Consider the following 15,454-nt stretch of genomic DNA (forward strand, 5'->3'; position numbering starts at 1 on the left):
CAGCAGAAGGAGAAAAACCCGAAGAAGAAGGCATGCCGCTGGGTGGTTGAGGCGTGCCACGGCTGGTTCAACCGGTTTCGCAAGCTGTTGGTGCGCTACGAAAAGCTGGAGCACACCTTTCTGGCGCTCAACCACCTGACCGCTGCCATCATTACGCTGCGCAAGATCAGGTTGCCCGTTAATATTATTTACGGATAAATTCTAAATCCATACATGCCGTGCAAAGTTTGAATTTTTGGATGTTGTTGGGAATGTTGCCCATGGGTTTGGGCTGGTTTTTGACCAACACGTACTTCCCGTGGCTCAGTGCGTGGCTCGAAACCTCTGCCTTGTCCAGCGTACTGGTGCTGTCCATTGCAGCGTGGCAACTGACGCGGTGTGGATCTGTTGTAGCTGTCCGATTGAGCCCTCCCTTGGCGGGAATGACAATGTTGGTGCTGGCTTCTCTGGCTTTGCAACTTGCTATGGGGGTAGTATTTTTTGTGGGCGATGCCGTGATGGTGCTGGCCTATTTGCTGGCGTGGTTACTGGCGGTGTACGTTGGTCAGGTGGTGGCCCGAACAGAGGCCAGGCAGAATCTGGATGCCTTCTGGTTCGCCGTGTTGGGAGCGGCAACACTGTCGGTGGGGTTGGCACTGATGCAGTGGTTGGACGTAGAGGGTCTGAACATCTTTCTGCTGGACATGCCTGTAGGTGCGCGCCCTTTTGCCAACTTGGGCCAACCCAACAATTTTTGCACCTTGTGTTTTTTGGGTTGTGCCGGTTTGCTTTATTTTCATGAGCGCGGCGTGGTGCGTGGCACATCTTTTGGGTTGGCTTGGTGTTGGCTCAGTTTTGGTATGGCACTCTCACAATCTCGCACCGGATGGCTGCAAATAGTCTGTCTGGTGGTGGGCTTATGGTGGTTGGGCCAGCGCATACCCTTGCGGGTAAGACGGCACCATCTGGTAGGCATGGGCATTGTTTTTACCTTTTGGGTTGTAACCTTGCCCTGGTTGGCCGATGCCCTCCTGGTTACTGCTGGCCGAACCTTGGGCGAGCAAATGCAAGGTGGTGTGCGTTTTTCGTATTGGTTGTCTATGCTGGAGGCTGTACTGCAACGCCCTTGGCTGGGGTATGGTTGGTTGCAAACGGGCCTGGCACAGCAACTCGATTCGGCTTCTGCATTTCGGGTCGGAATATTTGATTTTTCACACAACATTGCCTTGGATGCAGTCCTCTGGACGGGTTTGCCTTTGGGGCTGGGCATTGTGTTTTGTTTTTTATTCTGGACTTTTCAGCAGTTTCGTCGCCTTAATAACGGCATCGCTGTCATGACCATGTTGGCGCTGGCTGGCGTAATGGTTCACGCACTACTGGAGTATCCACTGGCGTATGCTTATTTTTTGGTCCCATTCGGTTTTATCATGGGAACTCTGCATGGGTTGATTCCTTCTGCTGCTAATTCGGGGTGGGGGTTGGGGCGTCGTTTTATGGCCGGATTGGCCATGGGTGTCGCAGGATTCTTTGCCATCATTGCGCACGATTATTTTTCTGTAGAAAATGCCGTTCGGAACTTGCGATTTGAATCGGCCCACATTGGCTTAAGGAGTGAGCCAGTGCCTGTTCCCACAATCCGGTTGCTTACCCAGTTAGATGCTTTGATGCGCTACGGTTACCGTGATCCTGGAGAGAATATTTCCAAGGAGGAGTGGCAAAAAACAGGCTGGATTTCTGACCGTTTTGGTTTGTCATTTGTGATGTTTCGTTATGCGCTGGCCAGTGGTTTTTATGGTAATTCAGTGGGTGCAAAAAATACCCTGGAAAAAATTTGCCGAGTTCACAATAAAAGTAAATGTCAAAATGTGAGAATAATGTGGAGTCAATGGGGGAAGAAATATCCTTTTTCTATTGGTTCTATTGATTTTCCTGAAGTTGATAATTGAATTTGATTCCATCAAATATCAGATATATTAATCTTTCAATCACTTGTTTTTGACCATGCCATCCTGGAAATCCCGTCTGCGCGCCAGCGCCATTCACCTTGCTATCAGCCTGAGCGTTGCCACCTTGGCGGCGCTGGTGGTGTTTGGCTGGTGGTATCCATACCCGTACCGCGAGCTGTCGGGCGGGCGTGAGCTGTTTGCCTTGATGGTGGCCGTCGATGTGGTGCTGGGGCCGCTGATCACGCTGGTGATTTTCAATCCCGCCAAAACGCGCCGCCATCTGATGATGGACTTCACGGTGATTGGCCTGCTGCAGGTGGCCGCTCTGGCCTACGGGTTGTGGGCGGTGTTTACCACCCGGCCCGTTCACCTGGTTTTTGAATACCACCGCATGACCGTGGTGCATGCCGTGGACATCGAGCCTGAAACGCTGGCCAAAGCCCCGCCCGGTTTGCAGCAGTTGCCCTTGCGGGGGCCGACGCTGCTGTCGCTGCGGCCACTGCAGCCGTCGGAGGCCATCGAGTCCATTTTGCAAGCCACGGGTGGCATCCCCCAGGCGGCCCAGCCCTCTTTGTGGCAACCCTACGAAGCCGCCCATGAGCAGGTGCTGAAAGAGTCGCGCCCCGCAGCGCAGCTCAAAGAACGCTTTCCCAGCCATGCCGATGCCATTGATCGCGCGGTGCTCAGCACAGGTCGCTCCCTGGATGCGCTGCGCTATTTGCCCTTGATCTCACGCAAAACCGCCTGGACGGTGCTGATCGACGCGCAATCGACCCAGCCCGTGGGCTGGGTGGCGCTGGATTCGTTTTAAAGCCGAATCGGCTCCCAGCGCTCATGGAGCGTGCGCTTGCAGCTATCCAATTTGATGGATTTGGCGTGCAGCAAGCCTGTGCTGCGCGTTGCCGCAGCGGGAGCAAGCCCGGCAAAAAGCGGGCAGTGCCGGTGCCTGGTGCGCCCACAATACGCCGCTGTTGCGCCTGCGCTGTGCAGGCGCTTGGGGGCCACTGGGCGCAGTGGCCGCTTTGCTGTGGTGCTCCATGAACCTTTCTTCTTTTGTGCGCGCGCTGGTGCTGGGCCTGGCGGTGGCTTTGCCCATGGTGTTTCCGTTCACGCAGGCGCCGAATCCCAATTTCTGGCCGCTGATGGTGGCGTGGGGCTGTGGCTTGCTGGGGTTTGGCGTGCTGTGGTGGTGGCCTGCGTGGTGCGCGCGTTCGGCGCCGGGAGGGGCGGCTGAGGCGCTGGCCCCGGCGTTGTGGGCGCGCTGGGTGGCGGGCGGTTTGTTGTGGGGCGCACTGCTGGCGGCAGCGGCGGGGTTGTTGCAGTATTTTGATGGTGCCCTGGGCTGGGCGCCGTGGGTGGCACCGTCGTCACCGGGGCTGGCCATGGGCAATGTGCGCCAGCGCAACCAGCAGGCGTCGCTGCTCAGCGTGGGCGTGTGGGCGCTGCTGTGGCTGCTGGCGCAGGCGCAGGCACGTTTGCCCGTGCGCTGGTCTGCCACGGACGCAGATACCGACAGGGCTGTAGATGTGGGCACGGGCGCCGGTGCCATTGCAGGTGCAGGTGTGGATACCAGGGTGCCGCTGCCCGGGGCGGTGGGCCTGCTGGGGGTGTTTTCGGCCTGGGCGCTGGTGGCGTTGGCGCTGGCCAGCGCGGCCACGGCCTCGCGCACGGGGCTGTTGCAGTGGCTGGTGCTGGTGGCTTTGCTCTGGTGCTGGCGGGCGTCCATGGGGCGGTTGGCGCTGGTGCTGGCATTGGTGGGCGCGCTGGTGTACGGCGCAGCCGCCTGGCTGTTGCCGCAGCTGCTGTGGCAATGGACGGGGTTTCAGGCCGACGGGCTGCTGGGGCGTTTTACCGATGGCGGGCCTGTCTGCACCAGCCGGCGCGTGCTGTGGGCCAACGTGCTGCACCTGATTGCGCAAAAGCCCTGGTTGGGCTGGGGCTGGGGCGAGTTGGACTATGCCCACTACATCACGCTGTTTCCCGGGGAGCGCTTTTGCACGCTTCTGGACAACGCGCACAACCTGCCGCTGCACCTGGCCGTGGAGCTGGGGCTGCCGGTGGCGCTGGTGCTGTGCGGCGCGGCGGTGTGGGCGCTGTGGCGCGCGCAGCCCTGGCGCGAGGTCAACCCGGCGCGCCAGCTGGCCTGGGGCATGTTGGCGGTGGTGGGCATCCACAGCCTGCTGGAGTTTCCGCTGTGGTACGGGCCGTTTCAATGGATCACGGTGCTGGCGCTGGCGTTGTTGCTGGTGCCGCAGTCGGGGTCGGAGCGCGCCGGGGCGCCAGGGGCAGGGTGGGCACGGCATTGGGCGCACGCGCTGGTGCTGCTGCGCAGGCCGGGGGCGCTGGCGGTGCAGGCGCTGGTGGTGGCGTTATTGCTGGCCGGGGGGGGGTACGTCAGCGCCCAGTACCTGCGTCTGGCCCAGGTGTTTGTGCCGCCAGCGCAGCGCGCAGGTGCCTCCACTGAGGCGGTGCTGGCCCAGGTGGCCGGGACGCGGCTGTTTGCTGACCAGGTGGATTTTGTCGTGCTGACCACCACCCCGGTCACGCCCGCCACCGCTTCGCGCATCTACCCGCTGGCGCAGCAGGTGCTGCATTTCTCGCCCGAGCCCCGGGTGATCGAAGCGCTGATCGAGAGCGCCGCCCTGCTGGGCCACGACGCGGTGGTGGCCCAGCACCTGCACCGCTACCGCGCCGCTTTCCCCGCCGAGTTTGCGCGCTGGTCAGCGGCCAACCGGGCCATCGCTGCGGGCGCGCGCCCGGCGCCGTAAACAGCGTGCCGGGTGGGGCGCTGCCCTCAAGGCGCGGTAAAGCTGCCCGATTTGCCGCCGTGCTTTTCCAGTACGCGCACATCGTGGATGGACATGCCCCGGTCGGCGGCCTTGCACATGTCGTAGATGGTGAGCAGCGCCACCTGCACGGCGGTCAGGGCCTCCATCTCCACGCCGGTGGGGCCCACTGTTTCTACGGTAGCAGCACAAAATATGCCGCAAGCGCCCGGCTGGCGTGCGCTGGCAGCTTCAAATTCGATAGCAACACGGGTCAGGGCCAGCGGGTGGCACAGCGGAATCAGGTCGCTGGTTTTTTTTGCGGCCTGGATGCCTGCGATGCGCGCAATGCCCAGCACATCGCCCTTTTTGGCGTTGCCCGCTTCAATCAGCGCCAGGGTGGCGGGCAGCATTTCTATGCGCCCGCCCGCCACGGCAATGCGGTGGGTGGCGGCCTTGGCGGCCACATCGACCATATGGGCCTGGCCCTGGGCGTCAAAGTGGGTGAGTGCAGACATGGGGGTGTAACCGGTTGATGCGGCTAGGAAACATTCAGACAACTGGGCATCATACGGTGATGCCATACCGCCTGCACCCCACCACCGGCCCCGCCGCAGCCACTGGCCTGCGGGTCTGCGCTGCCCCGGCCTTGCCCACTTTGCCACCCACTGCTCCCGGGGCGCGCGGGCCGCAGCAACCCCGCCCATTATTCAAGCCAAAAATGCCTCTGGTGCTTGCTGGGCGTGCGCTGGCAGCTTCTGTTCTGATAGCAATCTGCGGTGCAGTGGGCACCCCGGCGCTGGCCCAGCCGCGCCTGCCCACGCTGGGCGATGGCGGCGACCTGACCGCCGGGGCAGAGCGCCGCCTGGGTGACAGCATCATCCGCGAGCTGTACCGCGACCCCGACTACATCGACGACCCAGTGCTGGTCGAATATGTGCAGACGCAGTGGCTGGCGCTGTTGGCGGCGGCGCGTGCGCGCGGCGAGCTTTCGCCCGAGCTGGACGAGCGTTTTGCCTGGGAGGTGCTGCTGGGGCGCGACCGCTCGGTCAACGCCTTTGCGCTGCCCGGCGGCTACCTGGGCGTGCATTTGGGGCTGATCGGCGTGGTGGCCAGCCGCGACGAGCTGGCCTCGGTGCTGGCGCACGAACTCAGCCACGTCACGCAGCGCCACATCGCGCGGCTGATGGCCCAGCAAAGCCGACAAACCCCGCTGATGATCGGCGCCATGATTCTGGGCGCGCTGGCTGCCAGCAAAAGCCCCGATGCCGCACAGGCGCTGGCGATTGGCGGGCAGGCGCTGGTGGTGCAAAACCAGCTCAACTTCTCGCGCGACATGGAGCGCGAGGCCGACCGCGTTGGCTACAGCCTGATGGCGCCTGCCGGTTTTGCGCCGCAGGGCTTTGTCGGCATGTTTGACAAGCTGCAACAGGCCAACCGGCTTAACGACAACGGCTCCTGGCCCTACCTGCGCAGCCACCCGCTGACCACGCAGCGCATTGCCGACATGCAGTCGCGCCTGTCGCCCGGTGCCAGCACGCTCGCGCCCGCGCCTGCGCTGGAACACGCCATGGTGTCGGCGCGCGCGCGGGTGCTGTCGCGGCCCGGGGTGGATGTGCTGCGCCAATGGCAGGCCGAGCCGCGCAGCACGGGGTTTGCCGCGCAGCCCGCAGCGCGGCGCGCGGGCGCGTTGTATGCCGCCGCGCTGGCCGCCAGCCAGCTGCGTGACCACGCAGGCGCCCGTGCCCTGCTGGCGCCGTTGCAGGCCGTGGTGCAGGGCGACGCCCCGGCGCAGCGCCAGGTGCAGTTGCTGGCCGCCGAGCTGGCTTTGGCCGCAGGCGATGTGCAGGCCGCCCGCCAGGCCCTGTCTGCTGGGGGCGGTGCTGCCAGCAGCCCGGATCGTCCCACGCTGTTGCTGCGCACCCAGGTGCTGCTGCGCGCCGGCCAGGCGCAAGACATGGCCGGGCCGCTGCAAACCTGGTTGGCTACGCACCCGCGCGACGCCGGTGCCTGGCAGCTGCTGGCCAGCGTGTGGCAAGCCCAAGGCCAGGTGCTGCGCAGCGTGCGCGCCGAAGCCGAGGCCCACGCTGCGCGCTACGACTACGCCGCCGCCGTGGACCGCTTCAAAGCCGGGCAGGATGTGGCGCGCAAGGGCAGCGCACCGGCAGATTTTGTGGAAGCCTCCATCATTGACACGCGGCTGCGCGCCGTCGAAGCCCTGGCGCGCGAACAAGCCCAACAGGCCGCCGAGCGTTGAACTGGGCCGCGCCGCCATCTACTTGCGCGGCCCAATAAAAAAGGGGGCTTGCGCCCCCTTCGGTTTTTGGCACTGCGCCAGCGCCCAGTGCGCTGGCAGCAGGCAGCGCCCACTCAGTGTGCAGCCGTTTCGCCGCTGGCCGCGCGGCGCGCCAGAATCATCTTGCCTGCGGCCAACACCAGCAGCGCGCCTGCCACGTGCGAGGCCCAGTACATGGTGTCCGAGATCACGGCAATGCCCTTCTCGTCCAGGCTGCCCCACTTGGGCATCCAGTCCACGATGGCGGGGTTGACGAAGGCCGGGTCAGTGACCAGCATGCCGCCAGCGATCCAGCCCAGCAGCATGCCGCCAAACGTAATGATCATCGGGAAGCGGTCCATCAGCTTGATGACCAGCTGGCTGCCCCAGACGATGATCGGGATGGAGATCAGCAGGCCCAGCACCACCAGCAGCATCTGGTGTTCGCCCGCGTTTTGCGCCGCACCGGCGATGGCGATCACGTTGTCCACGCTCATCACCAGGTCGGCCACGATGATGGTCTTGATGGCGGCAAACAGCTTGTCGCTGCCTTCGACGTTGCCGTGGCCTTCTTCATCGGGGGCCAGCAGCTTGACGCCAATCCACACCAGCAGCAGCGCGCCGACAAACTTCAGGAACGGCAGCGCCAGCAGCGTCATGGCAAACGCAATCAGGATCACGCGCAGGACGATGGCGCCAGCGGTGCCCCAGATGATGCCCTTGGTGCGCTGGGCGGGCGGCAGTTTGCGGCAGGCCAGGGCAATGACCACCGCGTTGTCGCCACCCAGCAGGATGTCGATGATGATGATCTGGCCTAGCGCAATCCAGAATTCGGGCGAAGACAAAAATTCCATAAGTTCCTCGGTATCAGTGGGCAAAAAGGACGGGCCGGTGGCCACTGTGGCACCGAGTCCGTCCAGGCGGTCAGGGCCTGCGATGGGCGGATCAAGGGCGTGCCGCAAGGGCTCAGGTTGCGCGGGGATGGCCTTGATCAGCCCACTGTGGGCCCATCAAAGGTCTTGCTCGGTGCGGCGCCCCGTGTGTGAGGCCGAACCCGGAAGCGCCGGAAGCAAAGCTTCGTATTGACGACGGTTCCGATCGGGAGCTACTCCCCTTCGAAGGCCCCGATTGGAGCACTGTCTGGGCGCTGGCACAAGCCCGCGCCCGATGTGGATACCACGTAGATCGGCCGCTGGGCTGGCGGCGGGTGCGTCCGGTCTGGCGTATCCTGCCCAGCCTTTGCAAACACCCCGTCCCGGCAGGCTTGGCACCCCATGAGCACCATCCACATCACCGACATCGAAGCGGCCATCAACCACTGGCGCGCGCGCAGCCCCTCGCCCGATGGCGTGGCGCTGGCGCCCCCGGTGCTGGCGCTGGCCGAGGTGTATGCCCGCATGGTCTATGCCCGCGCCCAGGCACTGGACGAGGCCGACCTGCCCGCGCCCGCCCTGGCCGCCTGGCTGGACTGGTATGCCACCACCCCTGACACCCCCTGCATTGCCATCTGCTCCACCAGCCAGGGCGATGACTGCTGCAAAGGCTGTGGCCGCAGTTTTGCCGAAGTGCAGCACTGGCTGGCCTACAGCCCGGCGCAAAAGCGCGCCGTCTGGCAGCGCATCACCCGCGAGGGCACGGCCTGGCGCTTCAACCGCTACGCCGAGCGGGCCGCAGAAAACGTGGCTGGCAATCCCTGATTTTTTAAACCAAATCGGCCTGCAAGGCCCGACCAGAAAGCGCTATAAGCTATCAAATCAGGAGTTTTTGAGGCCGCCTTGCACCGGCGCCGGGCGCGCGCGTGGCCTATTTCCAGCGCACGGCCTCGATGTGTACGCTACCCAGGTTGCTGCTGAGCGTCAGGGCGCCCTCTTGCACCGTGGCTTGCAGCTGCATGCTGCGCTCGGCCAGGCGGGACAGCTCTTGCGACGCCTCGGTGGGAATGCGCCAGACCTGCAACTTCTCCAGCCGCGAGAGCTTGGTTTCGATGCCTTTCCACCAGATTTCAGCGGCGTGGTTGAAGCAATAGACGATGACCGAGTCGGCCTTGCTGCACGCTTTGGTCAGGGGCTTGTCTTCGGGCTGGCCCACTTCGATCCACACGCGCTTGCGCCCGGTGAAGTCGGTCAGCGAGGCGTCCGGGTCGTCCGGGTCGGACAGGCCCGCGCCAAAGGCCAGGGTGCCATCGCCGTGGCACAGGTCATTGAGCTGGTGCGCTGAAATAGCCAGCGCGGCCAGGCGCACCATCATGCGTTCGTCGGTCTCGCTGGGGTGGCGCGCCAGCGTCAAGGCGTGGTCGGCGTAGTAGCCGTGGTCGATGTCGGCGATTTGCAGGTTCGCCTTGAAGATGGTGGATTTGATGGCCATGGGCGTTCGCAGTAAAGGGTGTCAGGCAGAAAACGGCGGGCGCAGGCCCGGAAAAAGCAATGCCCTGGGGTTTCCAGGGCATCAAAAATGATAGCTGCTAGCGCTTACCAGGTAAGCGCCAGAGGCCAAAAAGGCTTGAAAGCCGATAGGCCCATCGCCCAGCCTAGACCCGGCGCGCCAGTTCAGCCGCCTTGCCGGTGTAGCTGCCGGGCGTCATGGCCAGCAGGCGCTCTTTTTCTGCCTCGGGAATGTCCAGGGCGCGGATCAGGCCGTGCAGCGCTTCGGCGGTGACGCTCTGGCCGCGCGTGACTTCCTTGAGCTTTTCGTAGGCGCCCTGCACGCCGTAGCGGCGCATCACGGTCTGGATGGGCTCGGCCAGCACTTCCCAGGCGGCGTCCAGGTCATCGGCCAGGGCGGTTTCGTTCAGTTCGAGCTTGTTCAGGCCCGTCAGCAGCGAGGTGTAGGCCAGCGCCGCGTAGCCCAGGGCCACGCCCATGTTGCGCAGCACCGTGCTGTCGGTCAGGTCGCGCTGCCAGCGCGAAATCGGCAGCTTCTCAGACAGGTGCTTGAGCAGCGCGTTGGCCAGGCCCAGGTTGCCCTCGGCGTTTTCAAAGTCGATGGGGTTGACCTTGTGCGGCATGGTGGACGAGCCAATCTCGCCCGCCTTCAGGCGCTGCTTGAAGTAGCCCAGGGAGACATAGCCCCAGATGTCGCGCGAGAGGTCGATGAGGATGGTGTTGGCGCGCGCCACGGCATCGAACAGCTCGGCCATGTAGTCGTGCGGCTCGATCTGGATGGAGTAGGGCTGGAACGTCAGGCCCAGGCCCATGGGCTCGGGCGTCTCGATCACGCGGCGCGAGAAGGCTTCCCAGTCAAACTCGGGCCAGGCCGAGAGGTGGGCGTTGTAGTTGCCCACGGCGCCGTTCATTTTGGCCATGATCTTCACGCCCGCGATGCGGTCTACGGCCGTTGTCAGGCGCGCCACCACGTTGGCCAGCTCTTTGCCCACGGTGGTGGGGCTGGCGGTCTGGCCGTGGGTGCGGCTGAGCATGGGCACGTCAGCGTGCAGGTGGGCCATTTCGCGCAGCTTGAGGATGATGCGGTCCAGGCCCGGCAAGACCACCTGATCGCGCCCGGAGCGCAATTGCAGCGCGTGGCTGGTGTTGTTGATGTCTTCGCTGGTGCAGGCGAAGTGGACAAATTCGGTGGCTTTTTCCAGCTCGGGCCGGGCCTCGAACTTGCTCTTGATCCAGTATTCGACGGCCTTGACGTCGTGGTTGGTGGTTTTTTCAAACTCTTTGATGGCAGCGCAATCGGCCTCGGAGAAGTTTTTCACCAAGCCCAGCAGGTAGGCGCGTGCGCCGGTGGTCAGGGGCTTGAACTCGGCAAAACCGGCGTCCGACAGCGCCATGAACCAGGCCACTTCCACTTGCACACGGCGGTGCATGTAGCCGTACTCGCTCATGATGGGGCGCAGGGTGGAGAGTTTGGCGGCGTAGCGGCCGTCCAGCGGCGACAGGGCAGTAAGGGTCGAGGGGCTCATGGGGCGCGATTGTAGGGCGCGCAGCACGCAGGTGCATAGCGCGGCGTCCACTCGATAGAATCGCCTGCTACGCCTTTGCAGCGCTTGCCCGCTTTTGTCAAAACACCATGAAACTGATCGGATCGACCACCAGCCCCTACGTGCGCAAAGTGCGCGTTGTCATGGCCGAAAAAAAGCTGGATTACCAGTTCGTGCTGGACGATGTCTGGGGCGATGGCGCCCGCGTTGCCGCCACCAATCCGCTGGGCAAAGTGCCTTGCCTGCTGATGGAGGGGGGCGAGGCGCTGTTTGATTCGCGGGTGATTGTGGAATACCTCGACACCCTCTCGCCCGTGGGCAAGCTGATTCCCCCGTCGGGCCGCGAGCGCGCCGAGATCAAGACCTGGGAGGCGCTGGCCGATGGCATGCTCGACGCGGCCATTCTGGTGCGCCTGGAAAACACCTTTGCGGGCCGCACACCGGCCCAGCGCTCGCAGGCCTGGATGGATCGCCAGATGGCCAAGGTCAATGCCAGCCTGATTGCCCTGGGCCACGGGCTGGGCGACCGGCCTTTTTACGGTGGCATCCACCTGGGGCTGGCCGACATTGCCGTGGGCTGCGCGCTGGGCTGGCTGGAGTTCCGCTTCCCTGACATCGCCTGGCGCACCGAGCACCCCAACCTGGCCAAGCTGATGGACAAGCTGGCGCTGCGCCCCAGCTTTGCCGATACCAAGCCTGTCGATGCGGCGGCTGTGCCAGCGCCTGCTGTGGTGCCCGCCACGCCCGCCTGAGCGCGCTTCAGGCGTTGGCGCGTGTTTTGAGCCAGCGCATCAGCGCACCGACCAGCGGAATTTTTTCATACAGCTCTTCGGCGGCATCCCAGTAATCGCGGTGCAGCAGGATGCGGCCTTGCGCGTCCAGCACCAGGTGCGTGGCGCCGCGCACGGTCTGGGTCACGTGGCGGTCAAAGCGCTGGAAGCGGAAGTGAAAATCCCAGGTCAGAAAGCACTGCGTGCCTTGCACCACGCGCTGCGTGACCACAAAGCGCGGTGCATCCAGCGCCACAAACATGTGCTCGAACACGCCGGTGATGGCGGCAACGCCCTGCACGTCCTGGAACGGGTCTTTGAAGCGGGCGTTGGCGGCATAGAGCTGCCCGATCTGCGGCAGGTTCTCGGGCCGCAGGTGCTCAAAAAACGCCACGATGGCCGTGACGGCCTCGTCGGGGTGCAGGGTGATGGCAGCGGTCATGGGGCAAAGCCTTTCACAGTCCGGTAAAGCGGCGCACCGCCGGAAAATACAGCCGGTAGGGCAGCAGGCGCAGCAGCTTCATCACCCGGGTAAAGCGCTTGGGAAAGTGGATGTCAAAGTCGCCGCGCTCCCAGCCTTGCACGATGGCGCTGGCGGCTTGCTCGGGCGAGATCAGCGCGGGCATGGAAAAGTCGTTTTGCGCCGTCAGCGGTGTGGCCACAAAGCCGGGGTTGACGATGCTCACGGCGATGCCTTCATGGTGCAAGTCCAGGTACAGCGCCTCGGCCAGGTGGATCAGCGCGGCCTTGGTCGGCCCGTAGGCCAGCCCCTGCGGCAACCCCCGAAACCCCGCCACGCTGCCCACCAGGCTGAGGTGGCCGGGCCGGCCCTGGCGCGCGGCGTCCAGAAAGGCGGGCAGCACGGCGCCCAGCACGTGCAGCGCGCCAGTGGTGTTGATCTGCTGGTGGCGCAGCGCATCGTCCAGGTCAAAGGTCTGGGCGCGCATGGCGTGGTAGTGGCCCGCGCAGTAGCACACCAAATCCAGCGGGCCCTGGGCCAGCAAGGTGGCGGCGCCAGCGGCTACGGCCTGGCGATCGGTGCTGTCCAGCGCCAGCGCCTGGCTGCCGGGGTGCTGGGCCACAAACGATTGCAGCGCGTCGGCGTTGCGCGCCGACACCACCACCTGTGCGCCGCGCGCGTGCAGTGCGGCAGCGGTGGCGCGGCCTATGCCGCTGGAGGCGCCCACCAGCCAGACGCGCTGGCCCGGCCAGTGGGTGATGCGAGGGTTCAATGCCATGGGGTGTGTACCGGTTCAGCGCTGGCAAGCAGTGCGGGCAGTCAGCGCTTGGTGAACGACAGCGTGACCTCGCCCAGGCGCAGGCCAAACTTGGTCATGGTGGCGCGGTTGAGCATCACGCGCTCGTCGATCAGCACCATCCAGTCGTCAAACTGCACCTCATAGACCTTGTCGTCCACGGGCAGTTGCAGGGTGTATTTCCAGCGGAAGGTGTTGCCTGCGGTGTGGCCCTCGGCCTCGCCCACCACGTCGTCGGCGGTGCCGGTGATGCGGCCATCGGCGTGGCGCGTCAGGCGCCAGATGCGCCGCCCGGTGGTGCCGTCCGAGTAGCTGAAAGCCTCGTCGAGCACGCCCTGGTTGCCCTGCCACTGGCAGTCCATGACCACGGTAAAGCGCTTGACGATGCGGCCACTGCGGTCCTGGAACATGCCGTGGGCATCGACGGTGCCGTTGAAATATTGGGCCAGATCGAGGGTGGGCGTCTGGCTGGCGTAGTCGCCCACCTGCGGGCTGGCGCAGCCGATGAGGCTGGCGCTGCTGGCCACGGCAGCGCTGAGAACAAGGCGTCGTTGCATGGTGAGTTACCTTTCAGAAAAGGGCGCAGGGTGTGCAAAACTTGCGGGGCTTGCGGGGCTTGCGGGGCTTGCGGGGCTTGCGGGGCTTGCGGGGTGCGCCGCTGGGGCGGGCTGGCCCGCACCCGCAGCGGCAGGCCGCACGATGAGGCCATACAGCGCCGCTGCCGCCAGCAGCTTGAGGGCGCAGGGCAGCACGGCATAGGCCAGGGCCAGGGTGCGCAGGGCTTCTGGGTCGCGTGTGCCGGGCGTGTAGCCCAGGGCATCGAGCAGCGGCAGCGCCAGGCCTGCGGCCAGCGCCAGGTTGAGTTTGGTGGCGAAGTTCCACCAGCCAAAGTAGGCGCCTTCGTGGCGGCCCGCGTCACCTGCCTGGGCGATCACGCCCGCCAGCAGCGCGCCGGGCAGCGCCAGATCGGTGCCCAGCGCCACACCCGAGAGCGCGCACACCGCAATAAACGCCGCCACATCGCCCGCGCCCAGCGTGGCCGTCCAGCCAAACACGGCCACCGCCAGCAGCATGCCCGCCAGCCAGCTGCGTGCCAGCCCCCAGCGCGCCACCGCGCGCAGCCACAGCGGTATCGACAGCGCAGCGCACAAAAAATACGTGCCCAGAAACAGCGGCTCTTGCGCGGGCGTGGCGCGCAGCCGATCCTGGATGAAAAACAGCACCAGCGTGGCTGGCACCGCACTGGCAATGCCGCTGACCATGAACACCGCCAGCAGGCGCCGGAACGCTGTGCTGTGCCAGGGGTGCCACAGGCTGGCCGGGGGCGGCGGTGCAGGCGAGGTGGTCGGTGCTGTAGCCGTGGCCGGTGCGGCGCTGGGCGCAGGTGCGCGCGTCCAGGCCAGCCAGCCCAGTGCCAGCGCGGCGCTGAACACCGCCAGCATTGCCGGCAGTCCGGCCAGCGCAGGCAGCACCGAGGCCAGCACCACGCCGACCAGCGCGCAGCCCTCGCGCCAGGCCACGGTGCGGCTGCGTTGCAGCTCGTTGCCGCCGAGCCGCGCGCCCCAGGATTGGTGGGCAATGCCCAGCAGGCTGTAGGCGGTGTAGGTCAGCAGCAGCGCCAGCGCCGCCCAGACCAGCAGGCGCTGCGGCTGGCGGGGCAGGTCGGCGCTGAAGCGTTCGGGCACGAACAGCGCCGCCAGCCCCAGCACCAGCGCCAGCGCTGCCAGCGCCCCCGCTGTCCAGACGGCGCGCAGCGAGTGGGCAAACAGCCGGTCGCTGAAGCGACCCAGCAGCGGGTCGATAGCGGCGTCCAGCAGGCGCGCGCCCAGCAGCAGCGCGCCCAGCGTGGCCAGCGGCATGGCGTAGGCCTGGGCGTAGTGGTGGGGCAAGAGCACGTACAGCGGCAGCGCCACAAAGGCCAGCGGCAAGCCCAGCAGGCCATAGGCCAGGCCTTGGCGGGCCGTCAGGGGCTGCTGGCTGTTCGTCATGGCGCGGGCAGGGCCAGCAGCGCCTGGCGCAGCTGTGGCTCGGAGGTGCGCGGCGACAGCCAGATGCCGAAAAACAGCCGGGCAAATTCGGCATCGGCCACCTCGCCCACGGTGCGCCCCTGCATCTGGAACACGGCCCCCGCGCCGGGGCGGTACAGGCCCATGAGCCGGTCGCCGGGCTGCACGTCGGGCAGGGTCGCTTGCAGTGCCTGTTGCCAGCGCGCGCCCTGCTCGGGCGAGAAGTTGCCCACGCGGCGCATTTCTTCGATGGAGCGCTGCGCAATGGCCTGCGCCGTGAACGCGCGCTGGTAGGTCAGCTCCAGCGCTAGCGGCAGGGCGGCGTAGTCCTGCGCGGCAAAGCCGGGGCTGACCCACAGGCGCGCCTCGTAAATGGCCAGGCCCCAAAAGCGCAGCACGCCCTGGCCGCGCCCCTGCAACCCGGCCATGGGCGCTTGGGTGTCTGCGGCTGTAGCGGTGCCTGCGGAGGTGGTGGCGGGCATGGCAGCAGCAGACGCCACAGCGGCGCCAGAATATAGGTAAAAAGTGGTTG

General features: G+C 65.4%; 16 protein-coding genes. 7 read left to right on the forward strand and 9 right to left on the reverse strand.

The window, feature by feature from the left end:
- The 4 genes from EV674_RS08865 to EV674_RS08880 form a co-directional block, all read left to right on the forward strand.
- Nucleotides 1-198, forward strand: a 198-nt coding sequence (locus EV674_RS08865; protein ID WP_165887085.1) for a transposase, incomplete at its 5' end; no start/stop codon positions are given.
- Nucleotides 199-218: 20 nt separating this feature from the next.
- A complete protein-coding gene (locus EV674_RS08870; protein ID WP_132750407.1) occupies nt 219-1,925 on the forward strand; it encodes a PglL family O-oligosaccharyltransferase in 1,707 nt (568 codons plus the stop codon).
- A 55-nt stretch (nt 1,926-1,980) separates the two neighbouring features.
- Entirely contained in the window at nt 1,981-2,736 is a 756-nt protein-coding gene (gene tfpZ / locus EV674_RS08875; protein WP_119013984.1) for a TfpX/TfpZ family type IV pilin accessory protein, read from the forward strand.
- Between the two features lie 226 nt (nt 2,737-2,962).
- Complete coding sequence (locus EV674_RS08880; RefSeq protein WP_119013985.1) at nt 2,963-4,693, forward strand: O-antigen ligase family protein; 1,731 nt, start codon at nt 2,963-2,965, stop codon at nt 4,691-4,693.
- 26 nt (nt 4,694-4,719) lie between these two features.
- On the opposite strand, the gene moaC is transcribed toward EV674_RS08880, so the two are convergent.
- Complete coding sequence (gene moaC, locus EV674_RS08885) at nt 4,720-5,208, reverse strand: cyclic pyranopterin monophosphate synthase MoaC (protein ID WP_119013940.1); 489 nt, start codon at nt 5,206-5,208, stop codon at nt 4,720-4,722.
- 203 nt (nt 5,209-5,411) lie between these two features.
- Here moaC and EV674_RS08890 point away from each other — a divergent pair, with 203 nt between their 5' ends.
- On the forward strand, nt 5,412-6,947 hold the full coding sequence (locus EV674_RS08890) for a M48 family metalloprotease (RefSeq protein WP_119013941.1): 1,536 nt from the start codon (nt 5,412-5,414) through the stop codon (nt 6,945-6,947).
- 113 nt (nt 6,948-7,060) lie between these two features.
- On the opposite strand, the gene EV674_RS08895 is transcribed toward EV674_RS08890, so the two are convergent.
- The gene (locus EV674_RS08895) at nt 7,061-7,819 is read right to left on the reverse strand and encodes a TerC family protein (protein WP_119013942.1); all 759 of its coding nucleotides are present in this window, start codon (nt 7,817-7,819) and stop codon (nt 7,061-7,063) included.
- Between the two features lie 420 nt (nt 7,820-8,239).
- Here EV674_RS08895 and EV674_RS08900 point away from each other — a divergent pair, with 420 nt between their 5' ends.
- Complete coding sequence (locus EV674_RS08900) at nt 8,240-8,662, forward strand: DUF3717 domain-containing protein (RefSeq protein WP_119013943.1); 423 nt, start codon at nt 8,240-8,242, stop codon at nt 8,660-8,662.
- 106 nt (nt 8,663-8,768) lie between these two features.
- On the opposite strand, the gene EV674_RS08905 is transcribed toward EV674_RS08900, so the two are convergent.
- A complete protein-coding gene (locus EV674_RS08905) occupies nt 8,769-9,329 on the reverse strand; it encodes a YaeQ family protein (RefSeq protein ID WP_119013944.1) in 561 nt (186 codons plus the stop codon).
- 163 nt (nt 9,330-9,492) lie between these two features.
- A complete protein-coding gene (gene purB, locus EV674_RS08910; protein ID WP_119013986.1) occupies nt 9,493-10,872 on the reverse strand; it encodes an adenylosuccinate lyase in 1,380 nt (459 codons plus the stop codon).
- Nucleotides 10,873-10,979: 107 nt separating this feature from the next.
- Here purB and EV674_RS08915 point away from each other — a divergent pair, with 107 nt between their 5' ends.
- Nucleotides 10,980-11,642 carry a glutathione S-transferase N-terminal domain-containing protein gene (locus tag EV674_RS08915; protein ID WP_119013945.1) on the forward strand — a complete coding sequence of 221 codons (663 nt, stop codon included), beginning with the start codon at nt 10,980-10,982 and terminating at the stop codon, nt 11,640-11,642.
- A 7-nt stretch (nt 11,643-11,649) separates the two neighbouring features.
- Here the strand turns inward: EV674_RS08915 and EV674_RS08920 are convergent, their stop codons facing one another.
- Genes EV674_RS08920 through EV674_RS08940 form a run of 5 tightly spaced genes read right to left on the reverse strand, consistent with a single transcriptional unit; the run spans nt 11,650 to nt 15,404 of the window.
- Nucleotides 11,650-12,102 carry a nuclear transport factor 2 family protein gene (locus tag EV674_RS08920; RefSeq protein WP_119013946.1) on the reverse strand — a complete coding sequence of 151 codons (453 nt, stop codon included), beginning with the start codon at nt 12,100-12,102 and terminating at the stop codon, nt 11,650-11,652.
- A gap of 13 nt (nt 12,103-12,115) precedes the next feature.
- Nucleotides 12,116-12,898, reverse strand: coding sequence for an SDR family NAD(P)-dependent oxidoreductase (locus EV674_RS08925; RefSeq protein ID WP_119013947.1), 783 nt, complete (start codon nt 12,896-12,898; stop codon nt 12,116-12,118).
- Between the two features lie 41 nt (nt 12,899-12,939).
- Nucleotides 12,940-13,473 carry a DUF3833 domain-containing protein gene (locus EV674_RS08930; protein ID WP_119013948.1) on the reverse strand — a complete coding sequence of 178 codons (534 nt, stop codon included), beginning with the start codon at nt 13,471-13,473 and terminating at the stop codon, nt 12,940-12,942.
- Nucleotides 13,474-13,479: 6 nt separating this feature from the next.
- Entirely contained in the window at nt 13,480-14,904 is a 1,425-nt protein-coding gene (locus tag EV674_RS08935; protein ID WP_119013949.1) for an MFS transporter, read from the reverse strand.
- Nucleotides 14,901-15,404: a chalcone isomerase family protein gene (locus EV674_RS08940; RefSeq protein WP_119013987.1), complete on the reverse strand. Its 504-nt coding sequence runs from the start codon at nt 15,402-15,404 to the stop codon at nt 14,901-14,903. The genes EV674_RS08935 and EV674_RS08940 overlap by 4 nt, the downstream gene beginning before the upstream one ends.
- Nucleotides 15,405-15,454: the final 50 nt, after the last annotated feature.

Origin of the sequence: Simplicispira metamorpha, from assembly GCF_004341365.1 — a bacterium.
Classification (GTDB): domain Bacteria; phylum Pseudomonadota; class Gammaproteobacteria; order Burkholderiales; family Burkholderiaceae_C; genus Simplicispira; species Simplicispira metamorpha.

What these genes read in the sequence shown, in the direction of transcription:
- tfpZ (WP_119013984.1), top strand. Translation starts at nt 1,981, where the DNA reads ATGCCATCCTGGAAATCCCGTCTGCGCGCCAGCGCCATTCACCTTGCT.
- EV674_RS08880 (WP_119013985.1), top strand. Translation starts at nt 2,963, where the DNA reads ATGAACCTTTCTTCTTTTGTGCGCGCGCTGGTGCTGGGCCTGGCGGTG.
- moaC (WP_119013940.1), bottom strand. Translation starts at nt 5,208, where the DNA reads ATGTCTGCACTCACCCACTTTGACGCCCAGGGCCAGGCCCATATGGTC.
- EV674_RS08890 (WP_119013941.1), top strand. Translation starts at nt 5,412, where the DNA reads ATGCCTCTGGTGCTTGCTGGGCGTGCGCTGGCAGCTTCTGTTCTGATA.
- EV674_RS08895 (WP_119013942.1), bottom strand. Translation starts at nt 7,819, where the DNA reads ATGGAATTTTTGTCTTCGCCCGAATTCTGGATTGCGCTAGGCCAGATC.
- EV674_RS08900 (WP_119013943.1), top strand. Translation starts at nt 8,240, where the DNA reads ATGAGCACCATCCACATCACCGACATCGAAGCGGCCATCAACCACTGG.
- EV674_RS08905 (WP_119013944.1), bottom strand. Translation starts at nt 9,329, where the DNA reads ATGGCCATCAAATCCACCATCTTCAAGGCGAACCTGCAAATCGCCGAC.
- purB (WP_119013986.1), bottom strand. Translation starts at nt 10,872, where the DNA reads ATGAGCCCCTCGACCCTTACTGCCCTGTCGCCGCTGGACGGCCGCTAC.
- EV674_RS08915 (WP_119013945.1), top strand. Translation starts at nt 10,980, where the DNA reads ATGAAACTGATCGGATCGACCACCAGCCCCTACGTGCGCAAAGTGCGC.
- EV674_RS08920 (WP_119013946.1), bottom strand. Translation starts at nt 12,102, where the DNA reads ATGACCGCTGCCATCACCCTGCACCCCGACGAGGCCGTCACGGCCATC.
- EV674_RS08925 (WP_119013947.1), bottom strand. Translation starts at nt 12,898, where the DNA reads ATGGCATTGAACCCTCGCATCACCCACTGGCCGGGCCAGCGCGTCTGG.
- EV674_RS08930 (WP_119013948.1), bottom strand. Translation starts at nt 13,473, where the DNA reads ATGCAACGACGCCTTGTTCTCAGCGCTGCCGTGGCCAGCAGCGCCAGC.
- EV674_RS08935 (WP_119013949.1), bottom strand. Translation starts at nt 14,904, where the DNA reads ATGACGAACAGCCAGCAGCCCCTGACGGCCCGCCAAGGCCTGGCCTAT.
- EV674_RS08940 (WP_119013987.1), bottom strand. Translation starts at nt 15,404, where the DNA reads ATGCCCGCCACCACCTCCGCAGGCACCGCTACAGCCGCAGACACCCAA.